The sequence below is a fragment of the Streptomyces albireticuli genome (assembly GCF_002192455.1).
GTDB lineage: Bacteria > Actinomycetota > Actinomycetes > Streptomycetales > Streptomycetaceae > Streptomyces > Streptomyces albireticuli_B.
Genome location: NZ_CP021744.1, coordinates 4,084,795 through 4,101,439 on the forward strand (window position 1 = coordinate 4,084,795; position 16,645 = coordinate 4,101,439).

Below are 16,645 nucleotides of genomic sequence, written 5' to 3' on the forward strand. Positions count from 1 at the left end.
CGCGATATAGCCGCATCGCCGGTGATCTGTGTCGCTCAGGTAAGCCTCAGGAAATCGTCAGGCGCGCGTCAGGAATCCCGGGCCTTTCCCGGCGCCCGTACCCGCCTCGCGGCCCGCTCCGCACCCCGCTGACCTGCCGTCCTGCGCATAAGACCCGCATAAGAGTTGAGTGTCCCCGACTCAGGTCCGTTGACAGGTCCGGATCCGTGTTGCACCCTTGAGCCTGTTCCACTCAAGTCAGCTGGAGGAATCGACATGGCACGTGCGGTCGGCATCGACCTGGGTACGACGAACTCCGTCGTCAGTGTTCTCGAGGGCGGTGAGCCCACCGTCATCACCAACGCCGAGGGCGCCAGGACCACGCCGTCCGTCGTCGCCTTCGCGAAGAACGGCGAGGTTCTGGTCGGCGAGGTCGCCAAGCGCCAGGCAGTCACCAACGTCGATCGGACGATCCGCTCCGTCAAGCGCCACATGGGCACTGACTGGAAGATCAACATCGATGGCAAGGACTTCAACCCGCAGCAGATGAGCGCCTTCATCCTGCAGAAGCTGAAGCGTGACGCCGAGGCCTACCTGGGCGAGAAGGTCGTCGACGCGGTCATCACCGTCCCGGCGTACTTCAACGACTCGGAGCGCCAGGCCACCAAGGAGGCCGGTGAGATCGCGGGTCTGAACGTCCTGCGCATCGTCAACGAGCCGACGGCGGCCGCCCTGGCCTACGGCCTGGACAAGGACGACCAGACCATCCTGGTCTTCGACCTCGGTGGCGGCACCTTCGACGTCTCGCTGCTGGAGATCGGCGACGGTGTCGTCGAGGTCAAGGCGACCAACGGCGACAACCACCTCGGTGGTGACGACTGGGACCAGCGCGTCGTCGACTACCTGGTCAAGCAGTTCCAGAACGGCCACGGCGTCGACCTGTCCAAGGACAAGATGGCCCTCCAGCGCCTCCGCGAGGCCGCTGAGAAGGCGAAGATCGAGCTGTCCTCGTCCACCGAGACCTCGATCAACCTGCCCTACATCACGGCGTCCGCCGAGGGCCCGCTGCACCTGGACGAGAAGCTCACCCGCGCCCAGTTCCAGCAGCTGACGGAGGACCTCCTCCAGCGCTGCAAGACCCCCTTCCACAACGTCATCAAGGACGCCGGCATCGCGCTGTCCGAGATCGACCACGTGGTCCTGGTCGGTGGCTCCACCCGTATGCCCGCCGTCGCCGAGCTCGTCAAGGAGCTGACCGGCGGCAAGGAGGCCAACAAGGGTGTGAACCCGGACGAGGTCGTCGCCATCGGCGCCTCGCTCCAGGCCGGTGTCCTCAAGGGTGAGGTCAAGGACGTCCTGCTGCTCGACGTCACCCCGCTGTCCCTCGGTATCGAGACCAAGGGCGGCATCATGACCAAGCTGATCGAGCGCAACACCACGATCCCGACCAAGCGCTCCGAGATCTTCACGACGGCCGAGGACAACCAGCCGTCCGTCCAGATCCAGGTCTACCAGGGCGAGCGCGAGATCGCGGCGTACAACAAGAAGCTCGGCATGTTCGAGCTGACCGGCCTGCCGCCGGCCCCGCGTGGCGTCCCGCAGATCGAGGTCTCCTTCGACATCGACGCCAACGGCATCATGCACGTGACCGCGAAGGACCTGGGCACGGGCAAGGAGCAGAAGATGACCGTCACCGGCGGCTCCTCGCTCGCCAAGGACGAGGTCGACCGCATGCGCCAGGAGGCCGAGCAGTACGCGGAGGAGGACCACCGCCGCCGCGAGGCCGCCGAGTCCCGCAACCAGGGCGAGCAGCTCGTCTACCAGACGGAGAAGTTCCTCAAGGACAACGAGGACAAGGTCCCGGCCGAGGTGAAGACCGAGGTGGAGACCGCCGTCGCCGAGCTGAAGGAGAAGCTCAAGGGCGAGGACACGGCCGAGATCCGCACCGCGACCGAGAAGGTCGCCGCGGTCAGCCAGAAGCTCGGCCAGGCGATGTACGCCGACGCGCAGGCCGCCCAGGGTGCCGCCGGCGCCGAGGGTGCCGCGGGCGCCGGTGCCGGCCAGCCCAAGGCCGAGGACGACGTCGTCGACGCCGAGATCGTGGACGACGAGAAGCCGAAGGGCGGTGCGTCGGCGTGACGGAGGAGACCCCGGGTTTCGACGAGAAGCCTGACGTCCCCTCCGACGCCACGCCCGAAGACGCGGCGCAGGGCGCCGGGTCCGCCGACCAGGCGGGCCCGGCCCCGGCCGGGGAAGAGCTGGTCGAGGTAGGACTCCAGGCTCAGCTGGACCAGGCCCAGTCGGCGCTCAGCGAGCGCACGGGGGACCTCCAGCGGCTCCAGGCCGAGTACCAGAACTACCGCCGCCGGGTCGAGCGGGACCGGGCCACGGTCAAGGAGATCGCCGTCGCGAACCTCCTGTCCGAGCTCCTTCCCACCCTCGACGACATCGGCCGCGCCCGTGACCACGGCGAGCTCGTCGGCGGCTTCAAGTCCGTCGCCGAGTCGATGGAGACGGTCGTCGCCAAGATGGGCCTCCAGCAGTTCGGCAAGGAGGGCGAGCCCTTCGACCCGCTGATCCACGAGGCGCTGATGCACTCCTACGCGCCGGACGTCACCGAGACCACGTGCGTGCAGATTCTCCAGCCGGGGTATCGGATCGGCGAGCGGACGATCCGCCCCGCGCGGGTCGCCGTGGCCGAGCCCCAGCCGGGCGCCCAGAAGGGCGAGGGCGACGAGCCGGACGAGGAGAGCGGTGGCCCGGACAAGGGCTGACGCGATGAACGACCGCAGGGACCGGAAGGAGGGACACCGGGGATGAGTACCAAGGACTTCGTCGAGAAGGACTACTACAAGGTCCTCGGTGTGCCCAAGGACGCCACCGAGGCGGAGATCAAGAAGGCGTACCGGAAGCTCGCCCGCGAGTACCACCCGGACGCCAACAAGGGCGACGCCTCGGCCGAGGAGCGCTTCAAGGAGATCTCCGAGGCGAACGACGTCCTCGCCGACCCCAAGCGGCGCAAGGAGTACGACGAGGCCCGCGCCCTGTTCGGGAACGGTGGATTCCGTCCCGGGCCGGGCGGCGGCGCCGGCGGTTCCTTCAACTTCGACCTGGGCGACCTCTTCGGGGGCGCCCAGGGCGGGGGCGGCGGCGCCGGTGGCTTCGGCGGCGGCCTGGGCGACGTCTTCGGCGGCCTGTTCAACCGCGGCGCGGGTGCCCGCACCCAGCCGCGGCGCGGCCAGGACATCGAGTCCGAGGTCTCGCTCAATTTCTCCGAGGCGGTGGAGGGGGCCACGGTCCCGCTCCGGATGTCCTCCTCGGCGGCGTGCAAGGCGTGCTCCGGCACCGGCGACAAAAACGGTACGCCGCGGGTCTGCCCGACCTGCGTCGGCACCGGCCAGGTCTCGCACGGCTCCGGCGGCGGCTTCTCGCTGACGGACCCCTGCCCCGACTGCAAGGGCCGCGGGCTCATCCCCGAGAACCCCTGCGACACCTGCAAGGGCAGCGGCCGGGCCACGTCCTCCCGCACCATGCAGGTCCGCATCCCGCCGGGCGTCTCCGACGGCCAGCGGATCCGGCTGCGCGGCAAGGGCGCCCCGGGCGAGCGCGGCGGCCCCAGCGGCGACCTCTACGTCGTGGTGCACGTCGGCAGCCACCCGGTCTTCGGCCGTAAGGACGACAACCTCACCATCACCGTGCCGGTCTCCTTCGTGGAGGCGGCGCTCGGCGGCGAGGTGCGGGTCCCGACCCTCGGCGGCCCGCCGGTCACCCTCAAACTGCCCGCCGGCACGCCCAACGGCCGCACGATGCGCGCCCGTGGCAAGGGCGCGGTCCGTAAGGACGGCACCCGGGGCGATCTGCTGGTGACGGTGGAGGTGGCCGTTCCCACGGAGCTCGACGACAAGGCGCGGGAGGCCCTGGAGGCCTACCGCGAGGCGACGGCGGGCGCCGACCCGAGGGCCGATCTGTTCCAGGCCGCGAAGGGAGCATGAGATGGACGGCCGACGACGGCGTTTCGAACCCACCCAGCCTTACCAGCTGACCGACGAGTCGCCGGTCTACGTCATCTCGGTCGCCGCCCAGCTGTCGGGCCTGCACCCGCAGACCCTCCGGCAGTACGACCGGCTCGGCCTGGTCTCCCCGGACCGGACGGCCGGCCGCGGCCGCCGCTACTCGGCCCGGGACATCGAGCTCCTGCGCCAGGTGCAGCAGCTCAGCCAGGACGAGGGCATCAACCTCGCCGGCATCAAGCGCATCATCGAGCTGGAGAACCAGGTGTCCGCGCTCAAGGCGCGGATCGCCGAGCTCCAGGGCATGGTCGAGGGCGCGGCCACCGCCATGCAGCAGGCGGAGGCCGCCGTCCACGCCTCGTACCGCCGCGACCTGGTCCCGTACCAGGACGTGCAGCAGACGAGCGCGCTGGTGGTCTGGCGGCCCCGGCGCGACCAGGACCGCTAGGTCCGCAGGCGGCACGGCCAGGGGGCCGGGTGAGCTTTCCGCTCGCCCGGCCCCTTCGCGTTTTCCGCCCCGGCGGGCCAGGGGAGTTGACGGCCTGTCACCCGAGTGGGTGGCGTGCCCGCCCCTGACCTCGGGCAGACCGTACCGTGGGTACCAGGGTCATGATCGTGCGGTTCACTTGCACGGAAGGGTCCTGATCGCCGTGGGGAAGGTGACGCGGGTGCTCCTGAGCTTCCGAGTGTCGAACCACCGGTCCATCAGAGAGGAACAGCAGCTGCTCCTCTCGCCCGTCCAGGAGACGGCACCGGGCTCCGCCGACGGCACCTCCACGCCCCCCTCCGCCGTGCCCGTCGCGGCGCTCTTCGGTGCCAACGCCGCCGGGAAGTCGAACGTCGTCGACGCCCTGCACTTCATGGCGGGCCTGGTGCACAGCTCCCACCGCGACGCCGAGCCCGGCGGCGGCCTCGTCCGCTCCCCGTTCCTGCTGGACGAGCGGAGCGCCTCCGCCCCGTCCTGGTACGTGGTCGACCTCGTCCTCGGCGGTGTCCGCCACACCTACGGCTTCGGCGTCGACGACGAGCGGGTCCTCGACGAGTGGCTGTACAGCTACCCCGACGGCACCCGGCGCACGGTCTTCCAGCGGTCCGGCGACGAGATCGACTTCGGCGAGGGCGCGCCCAAGGCCGAGCTGGAGCTCGTCCGCAGCATCACCGAGCCGAACGTCCTGTTCCTGACGGTCGCGGCCCGGTCCCGGCAGGCGCTCCTCCAGCCGGTGTACGCCTGGTTCCGGGCGGTCCGCTTCCGCGCGGGCGGCGCGCACGGCTCCCCCGACCCGGGCAGCCTGCGCCGCTTGCAGGACCCCGCGCGCGCGGCCTCCGTCGTGGCCCTGTTGCAGGCCGCCGACCTGGGCATCGAGGACATGGGCGTCGAGGACTTCGAGGCGGACGGCGCCGACCGGGTCTCGGCCCTCACCTTCCGCGAGCGGCTGATGCGCGAGCTCAGGCGCACCGAGCTCTCCACGTTCCTCTTCACCACCACGACCGCCCGCGTGTGGGTGCAGCAGAGGGCGCGCGACGGCAGCAGCGCGCGCCTGGGCCTGGAGGACCAGTCCCAGGGCACCCGCATGCTCTTCGACTACGCCGGCCCCGTCCTCGACGCCCTGGAACAGGGCAGCATGCTGATCGTCGACGAGGTCGACGCCAGCCTCCACCCCCGGCTGACGGCCCAGGTCATCCGCCTCTTCCAGAGCCCCGCGGCCAACCCTCGCGGCGCCCAGCTCCTGCTGACGACCCACGACGTGAGCCTCCTCGGCCGCAGCGCCGGCGAGGAGATCCTCCGGCGGGACCAGATCTGGTTCGTCGAGAAGGACCGCCACGGCGAGACCACGCTCTTCCCCCTCTCGGACTTCACCCCCCGCCAAGCGGAGAACCGCGAGCGGCGGTACCTCGGCGGGAGTTATGGTGCGGTCCCGGTCCTCAGTGACGAGCGGTTCGAGGCGGCGCTGGCCGCCAGGGGGAGAACAGTGGATGGCGAGGACGCCGAAACTTAGCGGCCGCCGGGGTGTCGTCCGCGGCGTTGTCCGTGGCACCGGCCGTGGCGCCGTGCGCGGCCCCGGCCGCGGGCCGGCCTTCGAGTCCGGCGTCCTGCGCGCCCCCGCCACCCGGCCGGGCCGCGACCGGCTGCTGGTCGTCTGCGGCGCCAAGGCCACCGAGAAGCACTACCTCCAAGGTCTCGTCGAACACCTCGCCAACCCGGCCGTCACCGTCCGCATCCGGACCAAGCCCTGCTCCCCGGCCCAGCTCATCGCCTACGCGGCCGGTGAACGCGACCGCGCGGGCGACGACTTCGACCAGATCTGGTGCGTCTTCGACGTCGACGAGTACGACGTCGCCCGCGCGGTGACCCGTGCCCGCCGGGAGGGCATCGAGGTCGCCGTCTCCAACCCCTGCTTCGAGCTGTGGCTGGTCCTCCACTTCTCCGACCACAAGGCCCATGTCGGCACCTACCGCGAGCTGTTGCCCTACCTGAAGCGGTACGTCCCCGCCTACGACAAGGCCCGCCTGGACTTCCGCGACTACGAACACGGGTGGCCCTCGGCGGGCAGCCGCGCGGCGGTCCTCGCGGAGGCGGGGCACGAGCACGCGACGAACCCGTCGACGGGGGTGTGGGCCCTGGTGGACCGCATCGCCGGCCGCTGAACCGTCTCCTTGTGGATCACCCCCAGGCCGGTGGCGCCTTCCTGGTGATCTCGCACCAGACCGCCTTGGACTCGGTGGTCGCCAGCCCCCTGGGCAGCGAGAAGTAGTTCCACCGGTCCGCGAGCAGTTGCAGCAACGCGAGGCCGCGGCCGCTGTCGCTGTACGGGTGGGTGACCCGCACCCCGGGCGGCTGCGGGCAGGAATCCCACACGGTCATCCGCAGCACGTCCCATTCCGACCAGCGGACGCGTAGTTCGGCGTCGCCGGTGGTGTGGACGATCGCGTTGGTGAGCATCTCCCCGGCCAACAGTTCGGCGCGGCCGGTCAGTTCGTCCAATCCGTGGGCCTTGAGGGCGGCCCGGAGGGTCGTACGGGCTACTCGGACGGCTCTGGGGTCGTGGGGGACGTGCAGGATGTACTCGAACGGTTCGACGGCGGTGGCCGGGGGAACGGTGTCGATCGCGGGTAGGGGCAGCACGAACGCCTCCTGCGGGGGTTTTGGTGTGTCGGCCCCGGTGTCATGCCGCGCATGCGTGTTTGGGCATGGCGGTGCGCTTCCGGTGACCGGATCTCGCCACTCTGTGAGCGGCGCAACGCTCAACGTAGGGACAAATCTTGTTCCTGTGCAAGCCGTTGGGGAAAGTTCGCCCACCAGGGTGGGGTCATGGCAGAGTGCCCGGCACCAGGACCTGCGAGAGGGAGAGGGCATGCCGCCGAGATCGAACCCCACTGCCCGCCAAGTGCGGTTGGGTACGGAGCTCAAGAGGCTGCGTGAGCGTGCCGGAATCACGGCGATCGAAGCGGCCCGGGTCGTCGGGGTGGACGCAGGCAAGATGTCCCACATCGAGTCGGGGCGCGCGGCGGTGACCGAGGACCGGCTTCGTAGGCTTGCGGAGCATCTAGGGGTCGCCGACGCCGGGCTGGTGGATGCCCTTGTGGCGATGGCCACCGAGCGCCGTCGCGGCTGGTGGGAGAAGTACCGTGAACTGGTCCATCCATTGGCCCTCGACCTGGCGGAGCTGGAACATCACGCCCGTGGTCTGCGGGCTCTTCAGGTGATCCATATCCCGGGGCTCTTGCAGTGCGAGGGTCACGCTCGGGCATTGTTCAGCAACTCCATGCCGGACCTGTCGGCCCAGGAAGTCGAAGCGATCGTCGAGTTCCGGATGCGGCGACGTCGGCAGATCTTCGACCGTGACGATCCTCCCCGCCTCGACGCCGTGATTCACGAAGCTGCCTTACGTATCCGGGTGGGGGATCGCAAACTTGCACGCGAACAGCTCGACCTGCTGCTCGAGCTCTCCGAACGGCCTGAACTGAGCGTGCGAGTAGTGCCCTTCGAGCGGGATGGTTTCACGGAGACGTCATTTTCGATGCTCTACGCGGAGGGGCCTGTGCAGCAGCTGGACGCGGTCCAGTTCGACGCCGTGCACGGCAGCATCTTCGTGTACGACGAGAAGGCTCTCTCGAGGTACAGGACGGTCCTCGACGCGGCGGCGGGCGCCTCGTTGTCCAGAGTCGAGTCGCGGGATCTCATTCGACGTATCGCTCGTGAGTTGTAAGGGTTTGGACATGGCTCATATCCCCTGGCAGAAGAGCTCGTTCTCGGCATCCACTACGGGCAACGAGTGTGTCGAGGTCGGCCCTGCCCATGGCGCAGTGCTCCTCCGGGAAAGCGACGAGCCCGGCCTGGTCATTGAGACCACCCTCGGGAGCCTCGCCGCGCTGATACGCGCGGTCAAAGTGCAGGTCGTCTGAATGGGTTCCTGGCAAAGGAGCTCGTACTCGGGCGGCATGGACAACCAGGAGTGCGTGGAGGTCTCTCGTAACGATGGCGTGATTCGCCTCCGCGAAAGCGACGAGCCCGGCGTGGTCATCAGGACCACGCCCAGCAACCTCGCTGCGCTGATACGCGCGGTCAAAGTGAAGGTGGTTTAAGTGAGCGCCTGGCAGAAGAGTACGTATTCGGCCGACACCCCGGGGAACGAGTGTGTTGAGGTCGGCGCTACCGGCGACACCGTCGCCGTTCGCGAAAGCGACGAGCCCGGCGTGGTCCTGACCACCACACCGGGCTCCCTCCGCACCCTCATCCGGTCGCTCAAGGCGCGCGGCGCTGCGGCTGGGTGAGCGGGAGATTTCCCCAGCCCCGCCCCTTCCCGAAACTGGGGCTTCGCCCCAGACCCCCTGCCGCGCTGGCGCGCGGTGGCCTCAAACTCCCCCAGCTACCGCTGGGAGGTGCCCCCAGCCGGGCTGAAATTCGCCCGGTTCCGGGAGACAACTCAGCCCGGCCGGCGCTTGAGGACCGGGGTCCGGGGCGGAGCCCCGGTCGGGAAGGGGCGGGGTGGGGAAAGGCCCGCCGCAGGCGCACTCACACCCCGAGACGGCCGAGGACGGCCCGAGCCGCCTCCCGCACACCCGCCCGCGTCTCCTCGTTGACATCGACCGTCTCGAAACCGTGGTGGGCCGAGGGAATGTCGACCACGTCGACACACGCGCCGGAGGCCGCCGCCGAGGCCAAAAACTCCGCGACCGTGGCCGCGATCTCCGCCCGCTCCTGCCCCACCCTGGTCAGTACGACCGGCAGGTCACCCGCCGAACGTACGGCCTCCACCGGCCGGAAGCGGGAGTCCGCCGGGAAGCCCCAGTTCGGCATGGGCGCCAGGATCGGGTACGTCGCGCCGACGCACCGCAGCCAGGAGGGCGGGTTCGCGAGCCAGTCCGCGCAGAGCAGGCCGCCGGCCGAGAAGAACCAGAGGGCGACGCGGGACGCGTCGACACGCGGGTCGGCCCGGACGCGTTCGACCGCGGCGGCGATGTCGGACGCGGCGACCGGGTAGTCGGCGAGGTCGTGGAGGCCGTGGTCGACCATGACGCCGACCGCGCCGAGTTCGGCGACGTGCCGCGCGTAGCCGACGTAGCCGGGCCAGTCGCGCGGGGTGGGCCCGACGTCGCGGGGGACGGGCCCGCCGTGGACGAACACGACGGCCGGACGGGGGCCGGGCTCGTCGGGGAAGTACAGGTCGACGTTGCCGACCCGCTCGCGGGCGCGCTCGGGTACGTCCAGGAGGAACGGGCGCAGGTGGGCGGGGAGTTCGGGCGCGGTCATCCGGTGGCCTTCGCCGGCGGCGGCGCTCAGCAGGACACCGGTGAGCGCGTCCGGCGTGGAGAGCATCGGCCAGTGGCCCGTGTCGAGCTCGAAGAAGGTGACGCGGGGGTCGGCGAGGGCCAGGAGGCGGGGGTCGCCGAGGCCGAGGAGGGCCTCGACCATGGCGATGCTGGAGCCGTTGCCCGTGCAAAGGACGCCCGTGGTGGGGACGGTGGTGAGCGCCTCGCTGAGGTGCAGCGGCTGGGTGAGCGTGCCCGCGGGCTGCGGGACCGCGCGCCGCGCGAGCTCGGCGAGGGCCTCCGCCGGGACGCCCGCGGTGCTGCCGAGGACGTCCCAGCCGCCGGCCGCCGGCGCGGGGACCGGCAGGCCGGGCCGCTCGGCGAGGTGCGCGTGGACCGCCGGGCTGGGTACGAGCTTCGCGGCGGGGTCGCCGTTCTGCGGCATGGCGGTGTCGAGGCAGACGACGCGGGCGACGCGGTCGGGGCGGAGGGCCGCCGCGCCGAGGGCGGGGTGGACGCCGTAGCAGTGGCCGACGAGGACGATCTCCGGGGCGTCCAGGCCGTCGATGACCCGGACGACGTCCTGGACGTGGGTGTCGAGACCGGTGCCGGACGCGGCGGACGCTCCGTCCATGCCGGTGAGTGTGACGGGGTGGACCTCGGCGCCCGATCCGGTCAGCCGGTCGGCGACCTCTCGCCAGATCCAGCCACCGGTGTGGAGCCCGGACACCAGGATGAACGCCGTCATGAATGCCTCCTCGTACGCTGCGGTCGCCGGGCGGCCGGCCGTGGGGGCCGCCCGCGCTCGTCGTTACGGTAGGAACTCCTGCTGGGGGAGGTTCAAGCCATGTCGTCAGAGTGCGTGTGGAGCATCGGGGAGCTGGCGGAGCACGCGGGGGTCACCGTGAAGACCGTCCGCTTCTATTCGGACAGCGGTCTGCTGCCGGAGGGTGCCCGCAGCGCGGGCGGTCACCGGCGGTACGGGCCGGAGGCGCTGGAGCGGCTGCGGCTGATCCGGTCGCTGCGGGCGCTGGACCTGCCGGTCCCGGAGGTGGGGCGGGTGCTGGACGGAGAGGGCGCGCTGGAGGCCGCCATCGAGGGGCAGCTCCTGGAGGTCGGCTCGCGGCTGGCGGAGCTGCGGTGGCGGGAGGCGGCGCTCCAACTGGTCAGGGACTGCGCGCCGGAGGAGCGGGCGGAGCGGCTGCGGCTGGTGGGGGCGGTGACGGCGCCGCCGAGCACGGCGTCGCTGGTGCGGTTCTGGCGGCTCTGGCTGCCGCCGAGGCTGCCGGCGGAGGTGCTGTCCCGGTTCCTGGAACAGGCGGTCCCGGAGCTGCCGGACGCGCCGACGCCGGAGCAGGTGCTGGCCTTCGCCCGGCTGCACGCGATGGTCTCGGCGGTGTGCGCGGGGGAGAGCTGCCAGCCGGTCGTGCACCGGTCGGGGACGGGCTACCGCCCGGCGGTGCTGTACGACGGGCTGGGCGAGGCGTTCGCGCTGGCCGCGCCGGAGCTGACGGCGGGGCGGCGGCCGCGCGAGGGGGAGGCGCTGGACTGCTTCGTCGCGGCGTACGCGGGGGCGCGCGGGGCGCGTGACACGGCCGGTTTCCGCAGGGAGCTGAGCCGCGAGCTCGCCTCGGATCCCCGGCTCGACCGCTACTGGCAGCTGGTCGCGGAGCTGAACGGCCCGGCGGCGCCGACGCCGGGCGTCGCCCACGACTGGCTGCGCGAGGCGCTGGACGCCCAGCTCGCCGGGCGGGCGGCGGCCTGAGCGGGGCCGGGGCCCATGCCGGGAAAAGGGCGGCCGGCCCGTCCGAGGTGGGGACGGGCCGGCCGGTGCCGGCGGGGGCCTCTCGCCTTACGGCGTGGCCCTGCCAGGGGTTCTTACTGCTCGACGACGCCGGACTTGGCGATGGCGATCTTGGCGCGGGTGGCGCCGGACTGGGAGCCGAGGGACTCGATCTTCGTGACCAGGTCCTGGCCCTCGACGACCTCGCCGAAGACGACGTGCTTGCCGTCCAGCCAGTCGGTGACGATGGTGGTGATGAAGAACTGCGAGCCGTTGGTGTTCTTGCCGGCGTTCGCCATCGAGAGCAGGAACGGGCGGTCGTGCTTGAGCTTGAAGTTCTCGTCCGCGAACTTCTCGCCGTAGATGCTCTTGCCGCCGGTGCCGTCGCCGCGGGTGAAGTCGCCACCCTGGAGCATGAACTGCGGGATGACGCGGTGGAAGCCGGAGCCCTCGTAGCCGAAGCCGTGCTGGCCGGTGGCGAGCTCGCGGAAGTTCTGGGCGGTCTTGGGGACGACGTCGTCGTACAGCTTGAAGACGATGCGGCCGGCGGCGTCGCCGTCGATGGTGATGTCGAAGAACACGTTGTTACTCATGGAGCCCATCCTGACATTAGGGAGGGCGCGGTGCGCGCGGGGTGGGGGTGGGGTGTCGGGTGTGATCTTCCCCGGGCCCGCCTTTCCCGTGACCGGCCACGGCTAGGTGAGCCGCAGCCGGACCTCCAGCTCGTGCTCGCCCGGCACCGTGCCGCGGTCCTCCACGGTGAACGCCGCCGTGAGCTCCTGCCGCACCTTGCGCACGGGGTCCGCCGCGCCGAAGAGGTCGACGGAGACGCCGCCGGACAGGGTGACGGGCGTCGCCGTCGACGGGACGTGGCCGGTGCGGGTGTCGACGACCATGCACCACACCATGTGCTCCGCGCCGGACGCGGCCTTGACCTCGCTGCGGGTGGGTTCCTCCACCTCGGGGAAGGCCGACTCCAGGGCGCGGAAGACCGCGCCCGCGTCCTGGTGGCCGCAGTCGGTCACATGGATGCTGACGTGGTCCGCACTCTCGGCGCCGCTCATGACGTGGATGCTCCCTCTGCCGTCCGGGACCGTCTGTCACCCCCGACGGTACGAGCCGCGGGCCGCCCCGGCACCAGTACGGGGGCCAACCGGGCTGCTCAGGGCAGCAGGTCCAGGCCGGCCTCCAGGAGCATGCCCGGCGCCCCGCGCGCGCCCGTGCCGAACGCGGCGGCGAGGGCGTAGCCGAGGGCGGCGTCCAGCGGCATGATCTTCGCGCGCCGCCGCCAGTCGGCGGGCTCGACGATCCCGCCGCGCTGCGCGGTGAGCCTGCCGAGGCGCGTGCCGTTCCGGGACAGCCGGCTGGACGCGTCGGACGACGGGACGAGGCGATATCTGCCGTCGGTCCTCATCTTCACCGTGACCGCGTACGAGCGGCGGGTGATCCGGCCCCGGCCGAGCGTGAGGGGGGCCTCGGCGCCGTCGACGGCCAGGGTGAGGGCGGTGGCGTCGCGGCTGCCGATGGGGACGTGTTCGCTGGTGTGCCCGCCGGGGGCGCGGCGGAGGGCGACGTGCGGGATCGCGGGGCCCGAGACGTCGAGGAGTCCGGCGTCGGAGTCGAGGGAGAGGTCGATCCTGCCGAAGACGGGATCGTGGGTGAAGGAGGTGACGGGGTCCACGGGAAGGTCACTGCCCCAGCCGGGGGTCATGGAACCAGGCCCAGCGCCTTCGTCACGGTGATCTCGACCAGGACGCGGTCGGGGTTGGGCGAGGGCGTCCGGCCGTACCGCTCGGCGTAGCGGTTCACGGCGTCCGCGACGGCGTCGGCCTCGGTGCGCACGACGGCGACGCCCTCCAGGGTCGCCCACTTCCGCTCGCCGATCTGGCAGACCGCGACACGGGCGCCGTCCGGGCCGGCGGCCAGGATGTTGGCGACCTTGCGGCTGGTCTTGTTCGTGATCACCCGGGCGAGGCCGGTCTCGGGGTCGAACGTGACGCCGACGGGCACCAGGTGCGGGCTGCCGTCGGGGCGGGTGGTGGTGAGCGTGCAGATGTGCCGCTCGCGCCAGAAGTCGACGTATGCGGGGGTGAGTGCGCTGAGGTCGTGGGCCATGCGGAGAGCGTAGCCGCGGGCCCCCGGCCGGAGCCGGTGGTCTCCGGAGTCCGGTGCCCGTCGGGGCGCGCCCCGGGCCCCGGCGCCGGAACATGGGACCCGGGCCCGCCGTCCGCCGGTGGATGATCTTGTAGGCGGCGGTGGGCGCATGGTGGCGGTGACAGGGTTGAGTGGAATAGGCTCAACTTATCGCACGTTGCTCACAGCAGGACGGGCGTGACGGACCAGGACGCCGACACAGAGGAGGAGCGCACCGTGGTGGATGCCGAGCTGACGAACAAGAGCCGGGAGGCGCTGAGCGGCGCCGGCGAGCGGGCCGTGTCCGCGGGGCACGCGGACATGACGCCCGCGCACCTGCTGCTCGCCCTCCTCGGCGGCCAGGACAACGAGAACATCATGGATCTGCTGGCCGCCGTGGAGGCCGACGCCGCCGTGCTGCGGTCCGGGGCCGAGCGTCAGCTCGCGGGGCTGCCCAGCGTGCAGGGCTCGACGGTCGCGCCCCCGCAGCCCAGCCGTGAGCTGCTGGCCGTCATCGCCGACGCCTCGCAGCGCGCCCGGGAGCTGGGCGACACCTACATTTCCACCGAGCACCTGCTCATCGGGCTCGCCGCCAAGGGCGGCCGGACCGGTGAGCTGCTGGATCAGCAGGGCGCGTCCGCCAAGAGGCTGCTCGACGCTTTCGAGACCGCGAGGGGCGGACAGCGAGTGACGACTCCGGATCCGGAGGGTACGTACAAGGCTCTGGAGAAGTTCGGTACGGACTTCACGGCGGCCGCCCGTGAGGGGAAGCTCGATCCGGTGATCGGGCGGGACGCGGAGATCCGGCGGGTGGTGCAGGTCCTCTCGCGCCGTACGAAGAACAATCCGGTGCTGATCGGTGAGCCCGGTGTCGGCAAGACCGCTGTGGTGGAGGGCCTGGCGCAGCGGATAGTGAAGGGCGACGTCCCGGAGTCGCTGCGCAACAAGCGCCTGGTCTCGCTCGACCTCGGCGCGATGGTCGCCGGCGCGAAGTACCGCGGCGAGTTCGAGGAGCGCCTGAAGACCGTCCTGGCCGAGATCAAGGCCAGCGAGGGCCAGATCATCACCTTCATCGACGAGCTGCACACGGTCGTCGGCGCGGGGGCGGGCGGTGACTCCGCCATGGACGCGGGCAACATGCTCAAGCCCATGCTGGCCCGCGGCGAGCTGCGCATGGTCGGCGCCACGACGCTGGACGAGTACCGCGAGCGCATCGAGAAGGACCCCGCCCTGGAGCGCCGCTTCCAGCAGGTGCTGGTCGCCGAGCCCTCCGTCGAGGACTCCATCGCCATCCTCCGCGGCCTCAAGGGCCGCTACGAGGCCCACCACAAGGTGCAGATCGCCGACTCCGCGCTGGTCGCCGCCGCCACCCTCTCCGACCGCTACATCACCTCCCGCTTCCTGCCCGACAAGGCCATCGACCTCGTCGACGAGGCCGCCTCCCGGCTGCGGATGGAGATCGACTCCAGCCCCGTGGAGATCGACGAGCTCCAGCGCGCCGTCGACCGCCTGAAGATGGAGGAGCTCGCCCTCTCCAAGGAGGTCGACGAGGCCAGCAAGCAGCGCCTGGAGAAGCTGCGCCGCGACCTCGCCGACAAGGAGGAGGAACTGCGCGGCCTGACCGCCCGCTGGGAGAAGGAGAAGCAGTCCCTCAACCGGGTCGGCGAGCTCAAGGAGCGCCTGGACGAGCTGCGCGGCCAGGCCGAGCGCGCCCAGCGCGACGGCGACTTCGACACCGCCTCCAAGCTCCTCTACGGCGAGATCCCCGGCCTGGAACGGGAGCTGGAGGAAGCCGCCCGCGCCGAGGCCGCCCAGGAGGCCGTCGCCGCCAAGGACCTCATGGTCAAGGAAGAGGTCGGCCCCGACGACATCGCCGACGTCGTCGCCGCCTGGACCGGCATCCCCGCCGGCCGCCTCCTGGAAGGCGAGACCCAGAAGCTGCTGCGCATGGAGGACGAGCTCGGCAAGCGCCTGATCGGCCAGGAGGAAGCCGTCCGCGCCGTCTCCGACGCCGTGCGCCGCTCCCGCGCCGGCATCGCCGACCCCGACCGGCCCACCGGCTCGTTCCTCTTCCTCGGCCCCACCGGCGTCGGCAAGACCGAGCTGGCCAAGGCCCTCGCCGACTTCCTCTTCGACGACGAGCGGGCCATGGTCCGCATCGACATGAGCGAGTACAGCGAGAAGCACTCCGTCGCCCGCCTGGTCGGCGCCCCGCCCGGCTACGTCGGCTACGAGGAGGGCGGCCAGCTCACCGAGGCCGTCCGCCGCCGCCCCTACACCGTCGTCCTCCTCGACGAGGTGGAGAAGGCCCACCACGAGGTCTTCGACATCCTGCTCCAGGTCCTCGACGACGGCCGCCTCACCGACGGCCAGGGCCGCACCGTCGACTTCCGCAACACCATCCTGATCCTCACCTCCAACCTCGGCTCCACCTATCTGGTGGACCCCCTCCTCAAGGAGGACGAGAAGAAGGCCAAGGTCCTTCAGACCGTCCGCGCCTCCTTCCGCCCCGAATTCCTCAACCGCCTCGACGACGTCGTGGTCTTCCACCCCCTGGGCACCGGCCAGCTCCAGCGCATCGCCCGCATCCAGATCGACCACCTCCAGCGCCGCCTCACCGACCGCCGCCTCACCCTCGACGTCTCCGAGGCCGCACTCGACTGGCTCGCCACCCTCGGCCACGACCCCGACACCGACGCCGGAGCCGCACCCGACCTCACCTACGGCGCCCGCCCGCTGCGCCGGCTCGTCCAGACCGCGATCGGCGACCAGCTGGCGCGGGCCATCCTCGCGGGCGACATCCGCGACGGTGACACCGTCCGTGTGGACCGGGCCGCGGAGCGTGGCGAGGGGCTGACGGTGACGTCGGCGGCCCCGGTGGCCCCGTAGAAGCGCGCCCGCCGGGCCCGCCCACAGGCTGTGGGCGGGCCCGCCCGCGACCTGGTGTCCGCGTGATCCCTTTTTCGGGTGTTGATCTGGTTACGCCAGG

The 16,645-nt window shown here is 71.4% G+C and carries 18 protein-coding genes; 12 read left to right on the forward strand and 6 right to left on the reverse strand.

What is annotated here, in order from left to right; all coding sequences use genetic code 11:
• Positions 1-255 precede the first annotated feature (255 nt).
• From dnaK to SMD11_RS17620, 6 genes are all read left to right on the forward strand, one after another.
• Entirely contained in the window at positions 256-2,118 is a 1,863-nt protein-coding gene (gene dnaK, locus SMD11_RS17595) for a molecular chaperone DnaK (protein ID WP_087927370.1), read from the forward strand.
• Positions 2,115-2,753, forward strand: a complete 639-nt coding sequence (grpE, locus tag SMD11_RS17600) for a nucleotide exchange factor GrpE (RefSeq protein WP_087927371.1) — start codon at positions 2,115-2,117, stop codon at positions 2,751-2,753. Before dnaK ends, grpE begins: the two co-directional genes overlap by 4 nt.
• A 42-nt stretch (positions 2,754-2,795) precedes the next feature.
• Positions 2,796-3,971 (forward strand): molecular chaperone DnaJ, encoded by a 1,176-nt coding sequence (gene dnaJ, locus SMD11_RS17605; RefSeq protein ID WP_087927372.1) that lies wholly within the window; start codon positions 2,796-2,798, stop codon positions 3,969-3,971.
• Between the two features lies 1 nt (position 3,972).
• Positions 3,973-4,437, forward strand: coding sequence for a heat shock protein transcriptional repressor HspR (locus SMD11_RS17610; protein WP_087927373.1), 465 nt, complete (start codon positions 3,973-3,975; stop codon positions 4,435-4,437).
• A gap of 220 nt (positions 4,438-4,657) precedes the next feature.
• Positions 4,658-5,986 carry an AAA family ATPase gene (locus SMD11_RS17615; RefSeq protein WP_087930568.1) on the forward strand — a complete coding sequence of 443 codons (1,329 nt, stop codon included), beginning with the start codon at positions 4,658-4,660 and terminating at the stop codon, positions 5,984-5,986.
• Between the two features lie 52 nt (positions 5,987-6,038).
• On the forward strand, positions 6,039-6,635 hold the full coding sequence (locus tag SMD11_RS17620) for an RloB family protein (protein ID WP_234366075.1): 597 nt from the start codon (positions 6,039-6,041) through the stop codon (positions 6,633-6,635).
• Between the two features lie 16 nt (positions 6,636-6,651).
• Here SMD11_RS17620 and SMD11_RS17625 read toward each other — a convergent pair whose 3' ends face one another.
• On the reverse strand, positions 6,652-7,113 hold the full coding sequence (locus tag SMD11_RS17625; RefSeq protein WP_159395315.1) for an ATP-binding protein: 462 nt from the start codon (positions 7,111-7,113) through the stop codon (positions 6,652-6,654).
• A 229-nt stretch (positions 7,114-7,342) separates the two neighbouring features.
• On the opposite strand from SMD11_RS17625, the gene SMD11_RS17630 reads away from it, so the two are divergent.
• From SMD11_RS17630 to SMD11_RS17645, 4 genes are read left to right on the forward strand one after another with little or no spacing between them, the layout of a single operon-like run.
• Positions 7,343-8,197 (forward strand): helix-turn-helix domain-containing protein, encoded by an 855-nt coding sequence (locus tag SMD11_RS17630; protein WP_087927376.1) that lies wholly within the window; start codon positions 7,343-7,345, stop codon positions 8,195-8,197.
• 10 nt (positions 8,198-8,207) lie between these two features.
• Positions 8,208-8,393, forward strand: a complete 186-nt coding sequence (locus tag SMD11_RS17635; protein WP_087930569.1) for a DUF397 domain-containing protein — start codon at positions 8,208-8,210, stop codon at positions 8,391-8,393.
• Positions 8,394-8,573: a DUF397 domain-containing protein gene (locus tag SMD11_RS17640; RefSeq protein WP_087927377.1), complete on the forward strand. Its 180-nt coding sequence runs from the start codon at positions 8,394-8,396 to the stop codon at positions 8,571-8,573.
• On the forward strand, positions 8,574-8,762 hold the full coding sequence (locus SMD11_RS17645) for a DUF397 domain-containing protein (RefSeq protein WP_087927378.1): 189 nt from the start codon (positions 8,574-8,576) through the stop codon (positions 8,760-8,762).
• A gap of 241 nt (positions 8,763-9,003) precedes the next feature.
• On the opposite strand, the gene SMD11_RS17650 is transcribed toward SMD11_RS17645, so the two are convergent.
• Complete coding sequence (locus SMD11_RS17650) at positions 9,004-10,488, reverse strand: alpha/beta fold hydrolase (protein ID WP_087927379.1); 1,485 nt, start codon at positions 10,486-10,488, stop codon at positions 9,004-9,006.
• Between the two features lie 99 nt (positions 10,489-10,587).
• On the opposite strand from SMD11_RS17650, the gene SMD11_RS17655 reads away from it, so the two are divergent.
• On the forward strand, positions 10,588-11,505 hold the full coding sequence (locus tag SMD11_RS17655) for a MerR family transcriptional regulator (RefSeq protein ID WP_087927380.1): 918 nt from the start codon (positions 10,588-10,590) through the stop codon (positions 11,503-11,505).
• A gap of 113 nt (positions 11,506-11,618) precedes the next feature.
• Here the strand turns inward: SMD11_RS17655 and SMD11_RS17660 are convergent, their stop codons facing one another.
• From SMD11_RS17660 to SMD11_RS17675, 4 genes are all read right to left on the reverse strand, one after another.
• Positions 11,619-12,116 (reverse strand): peptidylprolyl isomerase, encoded by a 498-nt coding sequence (locus tag SMD11_RS17660; RefSeq protein WP_087927381.1) that lies wholly within the window; start codon positions 12,114-12,116, stop codon positions 11,619-11,621.
• A 102-nt stretch (positions 12,117-12,218) separates the two neighbouring features.
• On the reverse strand, positions 12,219-12,587 hold the full coding sequence (locus SMD11_RS17665) for a hypothetical protein (protein WP_087927382.1): 369 nt from the start codon (positions 12,585-12,587) through the stop codon (positions 12,219-12,221).
• A gap of 98 nt (positions 12,588-12,685) precedes the next feature.
• Positions 12,686-13,204 (reverse strand): hypothetical protein, encoded by a 519-nt coding sequence (locus tag SMD11_RS17670; RefSeq protein WP_234366076.1) that lies wholly within the window; start codon positions 13,202-13,204, stop codon positions 12,686-12,688.
• A 26-nt stretch (positions 13,205-13,230) separates the two neighbouring features.
• Positions 13,231-13,638, reverse strand: coding sequence for a pyridoxamine 5'-phosphate oxidase family protein (locus tag SMD11_RS17675; protein ID WP_087927383.1), 408 nt, complete (start codon positions 13,636-13,638; stop codon positions 13,231-13,233).
• Between the two features lie 258 nt (positions 13,639-13,896).
• On the opposite strand from SMD11_RS17675, the gene clpB reads away from it, so the two are divergent.
• Complete coding sequence (clpB, locus tag SMD11_RS17680) at positions 13,897-16,545, forward strand: ATP-dependent chaperone ClpB (protein WP_087930571.1); 2,649 nt, start codon at positions 13,897-13,899, stop codon at positions 16,543-16,545.
• Positions 16,546-16,645 lie beyond the last annotated feature (100 nt).